Origin of the sequence: Duganella sp. 1411, from assembly GCF_017833525.1 — a bacterium.
Taxonomy (GTDB): domain Bacteria; phylum Pseudomonadota; class Gammaproteobacteria; order Burkholderiales; family Burkholderiaceae_D; genus Rugamonas.
This window is the reverse complement of the sequence record NZ_JAFICD010000001.1, coordinates 45759-61799: the sequence shown is the minus strand read 5'-3', so window position 1 is coordinate 61799 and position 16041 is coordinate 45759. Positions and strand designations below refer to the sequence as shown.

The 16041-nt window shown below is 63.2% G+C and carries 13 protein-coding genes and 3 pseudogenes; 8 read left to right on the top strand and 8 right to left on the bottom strand.

Annotated features, from left to right (window positions below; genetic code table 11):
- Nucleotides 1-138 precede the first annotated feature (138 nt).
- Nucleotides 139-3024, bottom strand: coding sequence for an insulinase family protein (locus tag JOD97_RS00235; RefSeq protein WP_209712647.1), 2886 nt, complete (start codon nucleotides 3022-3024; stop codon nucleotides 139-141).
- A gap of 162 nt (nucleotides 3025-3186) precedes the next feature.
- Here JOD97_RS00235 and JOD97_RS00230 point away from each other — a divergent pair, with 162 nt between their 5' ends.
- The 4 genes from JOD97_RS00230 to JOD97_RS00215 all read left to right on the top strand — a co-directional run bounded on the left by JOD97_RS00230 (nucleotide 3187) and on the right by JOD97_RS00215 (nucleotide 7063).
- Nucleotides 3187-3672 (top strand): dihydrofolate reductase, encoded by a 486-nt coding sequence (locus JOD97_RS00230; protein WP_209712646.1) that lies wholly within the window; start codon nucleotides 3187-3189, stop codon nucleotides 3670-3672.
- Between the two features lie 21 nt (nucleotides 3673-3693).
- Entirely contained in the window at nucleotides 3694-4260 is a 567-nt protein-coding gene (locus JOD97_RS00225) for a DUF4337 domain-containing protein (protein WP_209712645.1), read from the top strand.
- 291 nt (nucleotides 4261-4551) lie between these two features.
- On the top strand, nucleotides 4552-6810 hold the full coding sequence (locus JOD97_RS00220; protein WP_209712644.1) for an arginine/lysine/ornithine decarboxylase: 2259 nt from the start codon (nucleotides 4552-4554) through the stop codon (nucleotides 6808-6810).
- A 61-nt stretch (nucleotides 6811-6871) separates the two neighbouring features.
- A complete protein-coding gene (locus tag JOD97_RS00215) occupies nucleotides 6872-7063 on the top strand; it encodes a YqaE/Pmp3 family membrane protein (RefSeq protein WP_209712643.1) in 192 nt (63 codons plus the stop codon).
- A gap of 157 nt (nucleotides 7064-7220) precedes the next feature.
- Here the strand turns inward: JOD97_RS00215 and JOD97_RS00210 are convergent, their stop codons facing one another.
- The 3 genes from JOD97_RS00210 to JOD97_RS00200 form a co-directional block, all read right to left on the bottom strand.
- On the bottom strand, nucleotides 7221-8099 hold the full coding sequence (locus JOD97_RS00210) for an intradiol ring-cleavage dioxygenase (protein WP_209712642.1): 879 nt from the start codon (nucleotides 8097-8099) through the stop codon (nucleotides 7221-7223).
- Nucleotides 8100-8166: 67 nt separating this feature from the next.
- A complete protein-coding gene (locus JOD97_RS00205; RefSeq protein ID WP_209712641.1) occupies nucleotides 8167-8805 on the bottom strand; it encodes a hypothetical protein in 639 nt (212 codons plus the stop codon).
- A 45-nt stretch (nucleotides 8806-8850) separates the two neighbouring features.
- The gene (locus tag JOD97_RS00200; protein ID WP_209712640.1) at nucleotides 8851-9387 is read right to left on the bottom strand and encodes a Spy/CpxP family protein refolding chaperone; all 537 of its coding nucleotides are present in this window, start codon (nucleotides 9385-9387) and stop codon (nucleotides 8851-8853) included.
- A gap of 206 nt (nucleotides 9388-9593) precedes the next feature.
- Here JOD97_RS00200 and JOD97_RS00195 point away from each other — a divergent pair, with 206 nt between their 5' ends.
- Together JOD97_RS00195 and JOD97_RS00190 are read left to right on the top strand one after the other, a co-directional pair.
- Nucleotides 9594-10286 carry a response regulator transcription factor gene (locus JOD97_RS00195; protein WP_209712639.1) on the top strand — a complete coding sequence of 231 codons (693 nt, stop codon included), beginning with the start codon at nucleotides 9594-9596 and terminating at the stop codon, nucleotides 10284-10286.
- 3 nt (nucleotides 10287-10289) lie between these two features.
- Entirely contained in the window at nucleotides 10290-11846 is a 1557-nt protein-coding gene (locus JOD97_RS00190; protein ID WP_209712638.1) for an ATP-binding protein, read from the top strand.
- Nucleotides 11847-11855: 9 nt separating this feature from the next.
- Here JOD97_RS00190 and dcd read toward each other — a convergent pair whose 3' ends face one another.
- Nucleotides 11856-12422 (bottom strand): dCTP deaminase, encoded by a 567-nt coding sequence (gene dcd / locus JOD97_RS00185; RefSeq protein WP_090319479.1) that lies wholly within the window; start codon nucleotides 12420-12422, stop codon nucleotides 11856-11858.
- 54 nt (nucleotides 12423-12476) lie between these two features.
- On the bottom strand, nucleotides 12477-13325 hold the full coding sequence (locus tag JOD97_RS00180) for an alpha/beta fold hydrolase (protein WP_209712637.1): 849 nt from the start codon (nucleotides 13323-13325) through the stop codon (nucleotides 12477-12479).
- Between the two features lie 255 nt (nucleotides 13326-13580).
- Between JOD97_RS00180 and JOD97_RS33195 the strand changes: the two are divergent.
- Together JOD97_RS33195 and JOD97_RS00175 are read left to right on the top strand one after the other, a co-directional pair.
- A pseudogene (locus tag JOD97_RS33195) lies at nucleotides 13581-13673 on the top strand (DNA adenine methylase); the annotation flags it as partial.
- A 252-nt stretch (nucleotides 13674-13925) separates the two neighbouring features.
- Nucleotides 13926-14507 carry a hypothetical protein gene (locus JOD97_RS00175; RefSeq protein ID WP_209712636.1) on the top strand — a complete coding sequence of 194 codons (582 nt, stop codon included), beginning with the start codon at nucleotides 13926-13928 and terminating at the stop codon, nucleotides 14505-14507.
- Between the two features lie 104 nt (nucleotides 14508-14611).
- Here the strand turns inward: JOD97_RS00175 and JOD97_RS00170 are convergent.
- Both JOD97_RS00170 and JOD97_RS33190 read right to left on the bottom strand, forming a co-directional pair.
- Nucleotides 14612-14793, bottom strand: a pseudogene (locus tag JOD97_RS00170) (transposase domain-containing protein); the annotation flags it as partial.
- Nucleotides 14794-15503: 710 nt separating this feature from the next.
- Nucleotides 15504-15782: pseudogene (locus JOD97_RS33190) on the bottom strand (alpha/beta fold hydrolase); the annotation flags it as partial.
- Nucleotides 15783-16041: the final 259 nt, after the last annotated feature.

Genomic DNA, 16041 nt, shown 5'->3' with positions numbered 1-16041 from the left:
CGTTGTCGGCGGCTCATCGATGGCGGATTACGGCGTTCCGCCTAATCCGCCCTACGCGTTTTAGATGGGATCGCTGTTAGCGTAATCGATCATGCAAGCGGCGTTCCCCATACGTGTTTCAGATGTTTTCGAAGGTGTCTAAGCGGCGTTGGCCAACGCCACCAGATCCACCGTCTTCAATCCCGCCAGGTCCTGCGACAGGTCGCCGACAAACGCGGCGCGGCTGGCCTGGCCATCCTTGATCCACGTGCGCACCGCCGCGCGGATATCGTCCAAGGTGCAATTCAATACCCCGCTGCGGAAGCGCTGACGCAATTCCTCGCTGACGCCTCGGCGGTGCAGACTCCACGCGTGCGTCACCTGCTCGTGCGGCGAATTGGGCTTGTCCAGGCCCTTGATCACGCAGATGATCGCTTCCTCCAGTTCCTCCTGCGAGAAGTCGTTCCCCAGCAACTGGTCGACGGCCACGTCGAAGTCGGCATAGGTCTCGGCCAGCCGCGGATCGCGGTAGGACGCCATGACGAAGGTGCCGCTGCCGCCGCCGTAGCCCGCGCTGCCGCCATAAGCACCACCCTTTTCGCGCAACGCGGCATGCAGCAGCTGATTCGTCATCAGCTCCGCCGCCACCGCCAGCGCCGCGGCGCCGGCTTCGTGCACCATCGGCGCGCGCCAGGCCACCACGCAGTGATTGATCTGGCTGACCGCGTGCAGCGCCGCATCCGCCAGCGGCAAACTCTCCGGCGCCGGCGAACTACCCGGCGCCTCCGCCTGCGAGGCAGGCAGCTTGACCATGTGCGCCAGGTCGACGCTGTCGTCGCCGGCGCCGGCCGACAGCACGATGGGCGTCACGCCGGTCACGCGGCGGTGCAGCGCGCCCAGACGCTCGGCGATGGCGGCGATGCCTTCCGGCGTCTTGCTCTGTTCGAGCAGCTTGCCGTAGAACGGCAGCGACGCGGCGCCGCCGACCACGTCGTCGAAGCGGCGCACCGGCGACAGCGGCGCGGTCGCGGCCAGCATGGCGTAACGGTTGCCCGCCTGCGCCAGGCCGGTCAGGCGATCCTGCGCCTCGCTGTCGATCAGGAAGGCCAAGCGCTCGTGTTCGTCGAAACGCGTTTCCGACAGCGTGCGCGAAATCAGTTCGGCGATGCCTTCGTGATCCTCGCGTAGGCCGCTGGCGCCGAACCACAACTCCAGGTTCAAGGCGCCGCCGGGCTGCTGGTTGGCGTCCAGGCCGACGTCGAACGACGGCGCCATCAACTGGCGCCAGGCATCGGCGTCCTCGTAATCCATGTCGCCGACGCCAAGTTCGGTGACCACGTCGGCGTAAAGACGCAGCCAAGGCCAGTCGGCGGCGTCGAAATGCGAGACGTCGTAGTTGGCACGCACATACGACAGGCCGTTCGAGGCAATGACGAAAGGCAGTACGCGGGCGCCCTGCGCGGCCAGCGGCGCGGGCAAAGGCAGCGCCGGCGCCGGGTGGGCGCTGACATCGGACGGACGGATGCGCGGCAGCACCTCGGAATTGGAAGGCAGTTGCTGGTGCTTGTCCAGGGCCGCCGTTTCGGCCTCGATGCGGGCGCGCTCGGCGTCGCTCAGCGCCGCTTCGCGCGCGGCCAGTTGCGCCGCCTCGAGCGCGTCGCGCTCCGAGAAATAGCTGGCGTCCGGGATCACGCTGGTGGTCAAGCGCGTCGGGCTGTCGAGCAGCGAACGCACCAGCGACTTGAAATAGTTCGGGTCCTGGATCGCCTCTTCCAATTTGGCCAGGTGGACTTCGCCGTCGAGCGCGTCGAACACGTCGCCGCCGCGCATCGCCACCGGCAGCGCGTGCAGCAGGCGGCTCAAGGCGTTCGGCATGTGCGAGTTGGCGGTGTCGCGCTGGCTGTAGCGGATGTCGCGCAGCGCCGCCTGCAGCGAGTCGGTCGGCACGCCCTGCTTGGCCGCGCGTTCGAGCGCGGACCAGATGCGCGCGCGCGCCTTCTCGATCTGCGGCTCGGTCAGTCCTTCCATGCCGACGTGGAAAATCAGCTGGCGCGGGCCGTCGTCATGGCCGTTCAGGCGCGATGGGCGGCCGTAACCGGCCGATTCCATGGCCTTCATCAGCGGCGACGAGGCGTCGCCCAGCAGGCCGGCGTCGAGCAGGTAGGCGTTGTAATAGGCCATCGGATCGGTCGATTCGCCCAGCAGCCACGAAAACTGCAGGCCGTATTCGTCGGCCTTGGCCTGTTGCGACGGAATGCGCACCTCGTTAACGCGCGGCGCGGTCCAGCTCTGCGCCAGTTGCGGCAGCATGCGCTCCTGCGCGGCGGCCGGCAACTTGGACAGCACGCGCAGCTTGATCTGCTCCTGGATTTCCTCGGCGCTGATGTCGCCGGCGGTCATGAACACCGCTTGCGACGGATGGTAATGGCTGGCGTGGAATTCCTTGAGCATTTCGTGGGTCAGTTCGGGGATCACCAGCGGATCGCCGCCGGATTCCACTTCATAGGTCGTCCCTTCGAGCAGCGTGCCTTCGATGCCGCTGTACAACGCCCGCATCGGGTCGTTGAAGGCGCCCTTCATCTCGTTGAACACCACGCCCTGGTAGGCCAGCTTGCCGTCCTTGAGCACGTGGCGCCAGCCCTCCTGCAGGAAGTTCAGGTAGTCCAGGTTGGGGAAGAACGTCGCGTCCAGATACACGTCCAGCAGGTTGAAGAAGTCCTTGCGGTCGGTGCTGGCGAACGGGTAGACGGTGCGGTCGGCGTACGTGAACGCGTTCATGAAAGTGGCCGTGGAGCGGCGCAGCATCGAGAAAAACGGGTCGCGCACCGGATATCGCTCCGAGCCGCACAGCGACAGGTGCTCGAGGATGTGGGCGCGGCCGTCGCTGACGTCCGGCACCGTCGGGAAGGCGACCAGGAACACCAGCTCCTGCTGGTCGCTGGCCAGATGGATGTGGCGCGCGCCGCTGCGCGGCTCGATATAGTCTTCAACGGTCGCTTGCAGGGACGGGATGGAACGGCTGCCGGTTTTTTCGAAATTCGTCATAGGTACTCGGTATGGCCGTGAGGCCGGTTTCATAAGGTGTTCGCGCCAGCGCTTACGCTTGCTACTCGCTCTGGCAAATTACGCAACGGTCATGGAAGCGGACCGCAATTTCAACGATAATACCAGCCACCGGGCATTCTCACCCAACCTTACCGAGTATCCATGAGCACACTGACCATCATCGTCGCTACCGACCAGCAAGGCGGCATCGGCATCAACAACACGCTGCCGTGGAAGCTGCCGGAGGATCTGGCGCATTTCAAGCGCCTGACCACCGGCCATCCGATCATCATGGGCCGTAAAACCTTCGATTCGATCGGCCGTCCGCTGCCGAACCGGCGCAACATCGTCATCACCCGCAACGCCGCCTGGCGCCATGACGGCGTCGAGGCGGTCGGGTCGGTCGCGGCAGCCGTCGCGCTGCTGGGCGGCGCCGAGGGCTACGTCATCGGCGGCGCCGAGATTTACAAGCAGTCGATGGACCTGACCGACCGGTTGATCGTCACCGAGGTCGGCGAAACCTTCGACTGCGACGCCTTCTTCCCTGCAATCGACCCGGCCACCTGGGAAGAAACCGCCCGCGAGCCGCACACCTCCGACACCGCCGGTTTGCGCTACGCTTTTGTCACCTATCGTCGAAAAATCTAACTTCATCAAGGATTCAAACATATGTCAGGCCACGGTTTTCACGTACACGGACCGCACGATCACGCGGTGGAACACGCCGCCCACGGCAGCGATGGTTTTTCAAACAACATTGCCGTCATGACCGCCATCCTGGCGACCGTCGGCGCCGCGTTCGGCTATCTGGGCGGGGCGACGCAGAACGACGCCGCGCTGTTCAAGAACAACGCCGCGATCGACAAGACGCAGGCGGCCAACAGCTGGAATTACTACCAGGCCAAGTCCAGCAAGCAAAACCTGGCCGAGCTGGCGATGACCCTGCCGGGCGTGGACCCAAAGAAATATGAGGCCGAGGTCGCCCGCTACAAGGCCGAGAAGGACGATATCCGCAAGGAGGCCGAGAAATGGGAGGAATCGTCCAAGGAATGGAACCATAAGTCGGACGAAGCCATGCACCAGCACCATCAGTGGGCGCTGGCGACCACGGCCGAGCAGATCGCCATTTCGCTGGCGGCCATTACCCTGTTGACGCGCAAAAAGTGGATGATGGGCTTGGCGTATGGGGTGGCCGGCGTCGGCATCGCGCTGGGCGTTATCGCCTGGTTGCATTAACAACCCGCATCCCGCCGGCCGGGGTCGGACCCCTGGGGGTCCGCCCCCTTTTGCCCTGGGGTTGGCTCAGCGCTCCAGCCCGCACGCCCCTGTAATACGCCGGTCACACCGGTGAGGCACTCTACTGCGCGGTTTGATCATTTTTTCTATATGATATTTTTTTCCCGCAGCGGGCGCATTTCTGCGAGAATCCCGTTCTTATTTTTTTTCTGCGATCGCTAGCCAATAGTGTCGCGCCCTAGTCCGCCCCTTCACATTTGTCAGGGGCGGCTTGCTTTTTTGGAGACATGCATGAAATTTCGTTTCCCCATCGTCATCATCGACGAGGATTTCCGTTCTGAGAACACGTCCGGCCTGGGCATCCGCGCCCTCGCCGATGCGATGGAAAAAGAAGGCATGGAAGTGGTGGGCGTGACCAGCTACGGCGACCTGTCCCAGTTCGCCCAGCAGCAGTCGCGCGCGTCGGCCTTCGTGCTGTCGATCGACGACGAGGAATTCGGGGCCGGCTCGGTCGAGGAGACCGACACCGCGCTCAAGTCGCTGCGCGCCTTCGTCGAGGAAATCCGCTACAAGAACGCCGACATCCCGATCTACCTGTACGGCGAAACCCGCACCTCGCGCCACATCCCCAACGATATCCTGCGCGAGCTGCACGGCTTCATCCACATGTTCGAGGACACCCCCGAATTCGTCGCCCGCCACATCATCCGCGAGGCCAAGTCCTACCTGGACGGCCTGTCGCCGCCGTTCTTCCGCGCGCTGGTGCACTACGCCAACGACGGTTCGTACTCGTGGCACTGCCCCGGCCACTCGGGCGGCGTGGCCTTCCTGAAGTCGCCGATCGGCCAGATGTTCCACCAGTTCTTCGGCGAGAATATGCTGCGCGCCGACGTCTGCAACGCCGTCGAGGAACTCGGCCAGCTGCTCGACCACACCGGCCCGGTGGCCGCGTCCGAGCGCAACGCCGCGCGCATCTTCAACGCCGACCACTGCTACTTCGTCACCAACGGCACCTCGACGTCGAACAAGATGGTCTGGCACTCGACCGTGGCGCCGGGCGACATCGTCGTCGTCGACCGCAACTGCCACAAGTCGATCCTGCACTCGATCATCATGTGCGGCGCGATTCCCGTGTTCCTGATGCCGACGCGCAACCATTTGGGCATTATCGGCCCCATTCCGCTGGAAGAGTTCTCGATGGAAAGCATCATGCGCAAGATCGAGGCGAACCCGTTCGCCCGTGAAGCCAAGAACAAGAAGCCACGCATCCTGACCATCACGCAGTCGACCTACGACGGCGTGGTTTACAACGTCGAAACCTTGCGCGAGCTGCTGGACGGCAAGATCGACACCCTGCACTTCGACGAAGCGTGGCTGCCGCACGCCACCTTCCACGACTTCTACAAGGACATGCACGCGATCGGCAAGGACCGTCCGCGCGCCAAGGAGTCGATGATCTTCTCGACCCAGTCGACCCACAAGCTGCTCGCCGGCCTGTCGCAGGCCTCGCAGGTGCTGGTGCGCGAATCGGAAACGGTCAAGCTCGACCGCGACGCCTTCAACGAGGCCTACCTGATGCACACCTCGACCTCGCCGCAGTACTCGATCATCGCCTCGTGCGACGTCGCCGCCGCCATGATGGAGGCGCCGGGCGGCACCGCGCTGGTGGAGGAATCGATCCTGGAGGCGCTGGACTTCCGCCGCGCCATGCAGAAGATCGACCAGGAATGGGGCAAGGACTGGTGGTTCCAGGTGTGGGGGCCGCAGAACTTCGCCGAGGAAGGCATCGGCTCGCGCGAGGACTGGGTCATCCGTGCCGAGGACGACTGGCACGGCTTCGGCAACCTGGCGCCGAACTTCAACATGCTCGACCCGATCAAGGCGACCATCGTCAACCCGGGCCTGTCGCTCGACGGCCAGTTCGCCGACAGCGGCATTCCGGCGTCGATCGTCACCAAGTATCTGGCCGAGCACGGCGTGATCATCGAGAAGTGCGGACTGTACTCGTTCTTCATCATGTTCACCATCGGCATCACCAAGGGCCGCTGGAACACCTTGCTGACCGCGTTGCAGCAGTTCAAGGACGACTACGACAAGAACCAGCCGATGTGGCGCATCCTGCCGGAATTCGCGGCCGCCAACCCGACCTACGAAAAAATGGGCCTGCGCGATTTGTGCCAGCAGATCCACGACTTCTACAAGGCCTACGACGTCGCGCGTTTGACCACCGAGATGTATTTGTCGGACATGATCCCGGCGATGAAACCGTCGGACGCCTTCGCCAAGATGGCGCACCGCGAGATCGAGCGCGTGGCGATCGAGGAGCTGGAAGGCCGCATCACGTCGATCCTGCTGACGCCTTATCCGCCGGGCATTCCGCTGCTGATTCCGGGCGAGCGTTTCAACAAGACCATCGTCGACTATCTGCGCTTCGCGCGCGACTTCAACGAGCGCTTCCCGGGCTTCGAGACGGACGTGCACGGTTTGGTCAAGCGCGAGGTGGACGGCAAGCGCGGTTACTTCGTCGATTGCGTCAAGCAGGACGCCTGACGTGGGGGCCGGGGTAGCCCGGCCAATCGGTATTGGTAAATTTTAGAGAGAAAAGACACGCATGCGCCTTCTTATTGCCCTGATCCTTCCGTGGCTGACCTTTTTCACGATCGGCCGTCCGTTCGCCGGCATCATCTGCCTGATCCTGCAACTGACTGTGATCGGCTGGCTGCCAGCGGCGATCTGGGCGGTGTATTCGCTAAGTCAGTACAAGACCGACCAGAAGATCGCCGAGGCCATGCGCGGGCGCTAACGGCGAAGTCATTACGGAGACGCGTGATACAACGTGATACACGTAGGGCGGATTAGCGCAGCGTAATCGGCCAATGCGTGCGCCGCCGGCGGCGCATGCATTGGCGGATTACGGCGTTCCGCCTAATCCGCCCTACGTGATTCCGAGGTGTATCCGATCAAGCGGCCACGCCCACCGTCAACGTCGCGACATAGCCATCGGTGGCGTTGCCCGTGACCGTGGTCATCTGCAATGAATATCCATCGCTGAACACATTGTCGGTTGCGAGACTGATCGCGGCCATATTGCGCACGCTGGCGCTGTAGCCGCTCGTGGCGTACACCTCATTACAGGTCGCCACCGGGAAGCTGAACTGCGATGTCTTGATCCGGTTCGCCGCGCTGGTCGCCGCCGACAACGACCGGTAAACCTCGAAGTGCACATGCGGCACCCGCCCCGAATAGCAACCCGGGAAGATCGACGTGAACGTCACGACGCCACCGCTGTCCGTCGCCTGCACCCCGCGCAAATAATTTTGCGTCGTCACGCCGCTGGAATACAGCGAATAATTGCCATCGCGGTCGCAGTGCCACAGGTACACCGCGAACCCATCCAGCGAAGCACAACTGCCATTGGTATTGACGATCTGTAGCTTGATGGTCAGCGGCACGCCGGCCGCCACGCCGGTCGCTCCGTTGAAGCTGCTGCGGATATCGCTGCGCACGACGCCCGATTGCGTCAGCACATTGACCACGCCGCTCGAATTGCTGTTGGTGCCGTCGCCCGGATACGGGCCGCCGGTCTCCTCCGGTATCACCGAGCACGAGCCGGACGTTGGCGTCGTGGTCGTGGTCGTGGTCGTCGTCGGCGTGGTGGTGGTGGCTGCCGTGCTGGTGGAATCGGTGGTGCTGTCACCGCCGCCGCAACCCATGATCGGCAGCGCCGAGGCGCCCGCCAACAACCAGCGCAACGTCTGGCGACGGTCGCTGTTCAGATTAAGCATCGCCGCCAGATCGGCCGCCAAGCTGTGCTCGTGATGATCGTCATGATGTTCCATGCTTGCTCCCTGCTTGAATGGTTGAATCGCCACCCCGCGATGACGGGGGTGGTCGTTGCTGTGTCGGTTAAACCGTGGTGTTGACCAGGTTGCCGCTGGCGCCACTGCCGCCAACCTTGGAAGACAACGCCTCCAGGAAGGCGGCCAGTTTGGTGCCGGCGTCCGTACCGTCGGCGCTGGCCGTGGCGCTGCCGCCGCCAAGCCTGTCCAACAGATTCTGGAAAGTCGTCTCCAGGTCGCTGACCGCGTCCGTGCCATCGGCGCTATCGGCGCTGGTGGCGGTGCCGCCGGAGCCCAGCTTGGCGATCAGACTTTGCAAATCCGATTCCAGCTTGCCGGGACCGCCGCCCCCCTGGCCCGCCGCCTCGCTGTACGGCGGCGGCGCCTCGGGCTGGCCGCTGCTTTGCGCGTGCAGCGCGCCCATCAAACTTTGCAGGAAGCTGCCGAGCGCGTCGGCCACGGTGTCGGTGCCGTCGGTCGACTCGGCAGCGTCGGTGCTGGTGGCGCTACTGGTGCCGCTGGCGGATGTATCGGTGACGCCGATCGACTTCAGCGCTTCGGCGATGGCGTCGGCGAAGCCGCCGCCGTCAGGTGGTGGCGGTCGGCGCGCGCCTTCGGTGGCGTTGGTGGCGTTGCCGCCGCCCGCACGGCTCAGGAAACTGAGCTGGCTGGCCGCGCTGGTGGAACTGAGGGCATTAATCGACATAAGTTTTCTCCGCTTATTTGATTTAGGGGAACGCTACATAAAACCTTACGGGCGAGGCAGGCGCGGCTTGTCTTTACCATCCCGCTCACCGGCCTGCTTCTTGCGCTGTTCGGGCGTGAGCACCGCCAGCAGTTTTTGCTCGGTGCGCACGCGCTGCAAGGCGATATTGGCCATGGCGGTGGCGGCGGCCTGCGCCAGCGCCGCCGCTTTGGCATCGTCATACTTGTCGGCGCCGGCCATCTCGTGAAGCGCCTCGTTCGCCTTGGCGGCGGCCTTGCCCTGCTCGTGCAGATAAGGCTTTTCTTCGTGCAGGATCGCGAAGACCTTGTCTTCCTGCGCTTCGCTCAACTCGACGCCGCGCATGAAGGACGGCCGTCCGACCATGCCCGGGCCGATAAACGGCGGCATGCCGCCATCCATGCGCGGGCCGCCCCCCGGACCGTCCCGATCCGGCCCGCCATGCATCATCGGCGGATGCTCGCCGCCCATCTCGTTGGCGCCAGCGCCGCCAATGACCAGCAATGGCAGCGCCATCGCCATGGCCAGCAGCCGCTTGTGTACTCCGGTTTTCTTCGTTTTCATGCTAACCATCCTTGTTTGAATTCGGAGACGTCATTCTCTAGTTGCCCCACGTTAAGTACCGTAAAGACAACGTAAATCGATGTAAAGCACCCATTCCGCGTTGATTTACTCTTGGGAAATACGTTGTAAAACGGGGTAAAAGGCCGCTGGCGGCTGCGGCCGGGCTGTTATGATTGGCAGTCCTTTTAGAAAGAAATGCGCGGCAAATGAAGAGCAAAGTCCTGTTGATAGACGACGATATCGAGCTGGTGGGCATGTTCCAGGAGTATCTGGAGCAGGAAGGCTTCGAGGTCCAAGCCGTGCACGATGGCGAGGCCGGCACGGCCGAAGCGGCCACCGGCAAGTACGCGATCGCCATCCTCGACGTGATGATGCCGCGCATGAACGGCCTGGAGACGCTGCGCCGGATTCGCACCAACAGCCAGCTGCCGATCCTGATGCTCACCGGCCGCGGCGACGACACCGACCGCATCGTCGGCCTGGAATTGGGCGCGGACGATTACGTCGCCAAACCGTGCACCCCGCGTGAACTGACGGCGCGCATCCGCGCCATCCTGCGCCGGGCGCAAAGCGCGCCGACCGACAACGGCAGGCCGGCCGCGCTCAATGTCGGCCAACTGACGATGTGGCCGGAGCAGCGTCGCGCGGCCTGGGGCGGCGCCAAGCTGGAACTGACCAGCACCGAATTCAATCTGCTGGAGGTCCTGGCGCGCAACGCCGGCCGCCCGGTCAGCAAGAACACCCTGTCCGAGCAAGGCCTGGGGCGCCCGCTGGCGCGCTTCGACCGCAATATCGACGTCCACCTGAGCAGCCTGCGCCACAAGCTCGGCACCATCGCCGACGGCCGCTCGTGCCTGCAAACCGTCTACCGCCTTGGCTACCAGTTGATCAAGGAGTAGCCCGTGGGCCGTCTGTTCTGGAAGTTCTTCGTGTGCATACTGCTGGCACAGATGACGGCGACCGTGGGCGTCGTCGGCGGCATCTGGCTCAAGGACCGCAGCCAGCAAAAGGCCACCCCGGCGGACATCGACACCAGCCCGCCGGCGGAAATCGCCATCAACGCCGCCGCCGCGACGCTGGAATACGGCGGCACCAACGCCTTGCGGCGCATGCTGGACAATATGGACCGCCGGCGCGTCTACGCGGTCGACGATCATGGCCACGAAATGCTGGGCCGAATCGTCAGCCCGGCCATGCTGCGCGAGTCGCGCGCCCTGCTCAAGGACGACGGCAAACGCCGCGTGGTGCGCCAGGTGTACGACCCGGAAGGCAATCGCTACCTGCTCTTCCTGCCGTGGGCCGAACGCCAGCGGGGCTTCGACAGCGAATCGCGGCAGCTGCTCGCCGGCTTGAACAAACAGCAAATGGCGCCGCCGGACAGGCCGATGGGCGGCAATGTCGACGGCCGGCCCGGCGGACCTGGCGAACCGCCGCCTGACGGCCCCGGTCCCGGCAACCCGCCGCCGGCGCAGGCAGCCAACGCCGCCAACGGCGCGCCGGCAGGCATGCAAGGCCCGCGCGGCGACTGGCGCGGCCCGATGGGTCCCCGGCTTCAACCGCTCACGCCCTGGATACCGATCGTCGCGGCGGTCTTCGCCAGCCTGCTGTTCTCGGTGCTGCTGGCTTGGTATTTTTCGCGGCCGATCCGCGCCTTGCGGCAGGCGTTCGACGCCGCCGCCGGTGGCGATCTGGCGCCGCGCTTCGTCAGCGCGTCCGGCAAAAGCCACACGGAGCTGAACGACCTCGGTCGCGACTTCGACCGCATGACGGCGCGCCTGCGCAATCTGATCGACGGCCAGACACGCCTGCTGCACGACGTCTCGCACGAACTGCGTTCGCCGCTGGCGCGCCTGCAGGCGGCGATCGGCCTGGCGCACCAGCAGCCGGACAAGATCGCCGCGTCGATGGAACGCATCGAACGCGAAAGCGTCCGCATGGACAAACTGGTGGGAGAGTTATTGACCCTGGCGCGCCTGGAGGCCGGCGCGATCAAGGCCAGCCAGGAGGAAATCAGCATGGCCGATCTACTGGAGCAGATCGCCGACGACGCCAGCTACGAGGCGGCCAGCCAGCAGCGCACGGTGGTGCGCGAGGGCGAGGCCGACGTGCTGGTGGTCGGCCAGGCCGACCTGCTGGGGCGCGCGATAGAAAACGTGGTCCGCAACGCCATCAAGCACAGCGCCGAAGGTGGCGAAGTGCAGCTGCAAGCGCGTGCCCTGCCCGACGCCCGCCAGCTATGCATCCGCGTGCTCGATCGCGGGCCGGGCGTAGCGCCGGCCGACCTGGAAACCATCTTCCAGCCCTTCTTCCGATCCAGTAACGCCGGCGCCGAAGGCCACGGCCTGGGACTGGCGATCGCCCAGCACGTGATCGAAGCGCACGGCGGAAGTATAAAAGCCACCAACCGAGCGGGTGGTGGCTTGTGTGTGGAGATGATCCTGCCGGTGAAGCTACAGTAAAAAGAACTATTAAGCTTTCGGCAAGGTCACGCCGCGCTGGCCCTGGTATTTACCGTTACGGTCCTTGTACGACACCTCGCACACTTCATCGCTCTCGAAGAACAGCACCTGCGCGCAGCCCTCGCCGGCGTAGATTTTGGCCGGCAGCGGCGTGGTGTTGGAGAACTCCAGCGTCACGTAGCCTTCCCATTCCGGCTCGAACGGCGTCACGTTGACGATGATGCCGCAGCGCGCGTACGTCGATTTACCCAGGCAGACGGTCAGCACGCTGCGCGGAATACGGAAATACTCCATGGTGCGGGCTAGCGCGAAGGAATTCGGCGGAATGATGCAAACGTCGCTTTTGACGTCGACGAAGGAATTCGAATCGAAGTTCTTCGGATCGACGATGGTGCTGTTAATGTTGGTGAAGATCTTGAATTCGTCGGCGCAGCGGATATCGTAGCCATACGACGAGGTGCCGTAGGAGATGACCTTGCGGCCGTCCTGCTCGCGCACTTGGTCCGGGAAGAACGGCTCGATCATCCCATGCTGCTCCGCCATCCGGCGTATCCATTTATCGCTTTTAATCGTCATCGCAAGGTATTCCTAAAATTACCGGGGGCGCTACCGCGCCGAATGGACGAGATTTTACGCGAAAGACCCGTATTTAAGAACTTTTTTAGCGCCATTGGCGGTCGATTGTTCGTCCAGCAGACCGGCTATCATGTCGGCGGTGGCGTCGGCCGCCGCCGCCGGCGTCTCCATCGGGAACAGATGGCCGCCGGGGATCAGCCGGAAATGGCTGCCCACCAGCGCCTGCGTGTGCGCGTGGCCCGATTGACTGGTCTCCCACGAATCGGTGCCGCCGATGAAACCGATCGGCACCGGGAAGCGTCCCCGCACCACCTTCGGCAAATGATGCGGCAAGGTGGCGTAGACCGCCGTCTCGATCTCGCGCGTAAAGCGCAGCTGCACGCCGTCCGGATGCGGTTTCAGGCCATTGTCGATGTAATCGGCCAGCACGCCGGGCGCCCAAGCCGCGAAGATATCCTTGGCGGCGAAGTGCTCGTACGCGGCCGCCGCGCTGGGCCACGTATTGCGGCGGCGCTTGGAGAATTTAGCCGGCGGCACGTCATACGCCTTGCCGAGCAGTTTAATGGTGCGCCAGACCAGCGCGCGCCAACCGCCGACCACCGGCGCATCGAGCATGACGACGCAGCGCACCAGGTCCGGCCGCGCGTGGGCGACCAATAGACTGAGCATGCCGCCAAGCGAGTGCCCGACCAAGATCACCGGCTCGGTGTAACGCGCGGTCAGGTCGGCGATGTACTCGTCGACCAGCAGCGGCCAGCAGTCGGAGACGGGATAGCGTGGATTGTGGGCGTGCATATCGAGCGCCTGGATGTCGAATCGATCGTTCAGACGCTCGAAAAACTGTCGGTACACGCCGGCCGGATAGCTGTTGGCATGGGCGAAATGCAGCTTGGGCTTGCTCACAAGCGGTCTCCGTATGGTTATTATCGACCAATTGTAACGGCACTTCGGGTAAGCAACTTGGTGGAGATGCTCTAATTCACTCCGGGATTACGCGTCCAACGGAATCACGTAGGGCGGATTAGCGCAGCGTAATCCGCCAAGCGCCGTCGACGGCTCATGGCGGATTACGGCGTTCCGCCTAATCCGCCCTACGAAAACCGGGCTAACTGAATCGCCCCGGGTTTGAAGGAGGCTCCAACATTTGAGAAAATGGAGGGTGCTGCGCTCTACTTTATGAGACCGCCGGCCGACGTGGAGGTGATCAAGGATGTGAACGGAGAATTAGTCAATTTTTCGCGTGCAACTCGCAGCGCCAAACTCGCATCTTAGTGCGGCTGGCTGCGGCCGACGACCAGGAGCAGGCGTTCTGTACCGTGAACGCGGGATTCCGCCCCATGGACCGGGACCCTAAAATTTATCCGGTTCGCTGCACATCCCCACCGCACGTCAAAAAGGAGGTCGATTATGTAACCAACTATTATGGCTGGCAAATCACCTCCGCAGCAGTTTGGTCGCCAACAAGCCTAGAAGCTGCCCATACTTACCTTTAGGAGTTCACTTATGTTAAGCATAAAAACCTTCGCTTCAATGTTTGTCGTGGCTGCAGCTAGCTTCGTTTTGTATGGTACTGCTATTGCTGGGGAGGATTGTTCTAATGGCCCAGTACGGGTTGATCCCGCACAACGTGTACAGTTCACTGTTCCTCAAGGGCAGGCAGTGCGCTTGACGTTCACCGTAAGGGCGCTGTGGGAGAACATGATTTTCGTATGTGACGCCCTCACTGGACAACAAATCCTCGTACGAGGAAACGGAACCCGGAGTCGTGATGACTGGATCTCGCCGATCGATAACACCAGGAGCCTCGCTTACTCCATTGTCGCGTTCCACAAAACCGTGTCGCAGGGATACAAGAAAGCAGGCTCGAGGCCGTGGATCTTAAGTCCTCTAGTCGAAAATCAGGGTTTTGACATCCCGGGAGACGGAAAGGCGCACGTACAATACTACGGATTCTCTGATGGCGGCGGCGATAAACCAGGTACCAATGCTCTCATAACGGCATACACAATCGGCATAGTTGGCGAAAAACCTGGGCCGCTGCCGAAGGCAGCGACCATGAAGATTCAGTCTCTTTTGGTACATTGAATCGCCACGAGTCTGTTGGACAGTATGCGTCCGCTCAGCGCCGTCTTGAGTGCCGTGGCGATTTGATCGATGATAACGTCACACCGCTGGGAAGCGGCGTGATCTCAGAGGGCTGCTGGTAAATTGCAGTTCCAGGGCAAGAAATCATCAACCCGGTTGACGGGATGATCGGCAATATACGTCAGCACGTGGCGCAACCAGGCTTCGGGGTCGACAGCGTTCAGCTTGGCTGTGCCGATCAGCGAGTAGATCGCGGCAGCCCTTCGCCGCCGCTGTCGGCGCCGGCGAGCGCTCGCCTGGTTGCACGTCCCCCACCTCGGTCACCTGATCGCGGAAACCGGCATACCAGGGCAGCGCGATGCGCGGCGGGACCGGCATTCGCCTTGGGCCACCCGGGCGGCCCAGCAAAGACCGATGATCACGCCAGCCGACAGATGTGAGCCAATCTGCCAGAGCGCGCCACCGACCGGCAAGCCGCGCTTGATCGCAAACTGCCAAGCGATCAGCCACGCCGACACGACTCCTAACGCAACGGCAATCGTGGAGGCGAGGCCACGGGCAGCGCGCGGCCTGCGTCTGCAACAACGCCGCCCCCGCCGCAAAGCCGATTGTCGCCATCCGCATCGCTTCCCCCGCGCGTCGTTCTCGCATTCGGTCAAATCTGTTTTGACCGCCACAGCGATACTAAGCAACCCTGGGCGGCGCATTCACCCCGTCGCTACGACCTTTGATCAGGATCCAAGCTACTCTTTTCGGAGCGCAACGAAAAAAAACGGCGGCAGGATTCGTCCCGCCTCCGTTCGATACCGCCAATAAAGCGCGATGCTTATTTCACGGAAACGTCAGTCGCCTTGACCGCCACGCGCCGAGCCGGTGATCATGTAGTCGGCCGCTTCCGCTTCGACTTTCTCGCCGATGGCCACCGGGAGTCAGGCGGAAATGGCCGCCCACCAGCGCCTGCGTGTGCGCGTGGCCCGATTGACTGGTCTCCCATGAGCGCACCAGGTCCGGCCGCGCGTGGGCGACCAATAAACTCAGCATGCCGCCAAGCGAATGCCCGACCAGGATCACCGGCTCGGTGTAACGCGCGGTCAGTTCGGCGATGTACTCGTCGACCAGCAGCGGCCAGCAGTCGGAGACCGGATAGCGCGGATTATGGGCGTGCATATCGAGCGCCTGGATGTCGAATCGATCGTTCAGTCGATCGAAAAACTGCCGGTACACGCCGGCCGGATAGCTGTTGGCATGGGCGAAATGCAGCTTGGGCTTGCTCACAAGCGGTCTCCGTCTGGTTATTATCGACCAATTGTAACGGCACTTCGGGTAAGCAACTTGGTGGAGATGCTCTAATTCACTCCGAGGCTGAGCGTCCACCGGAATCACGTAGGGCGGTTAGCGGGCGAGGCCCGCTAACCGCCCCGGGGCCCATCGATGAAGCGGCCTACCTGCCGGTAGGCCTTAGGAGCGCAGCGTAATCGGCCATGCATGCGTTACCGGCGGCGCATAGATGGCCGATTACGGCGTTCCGCCTAAT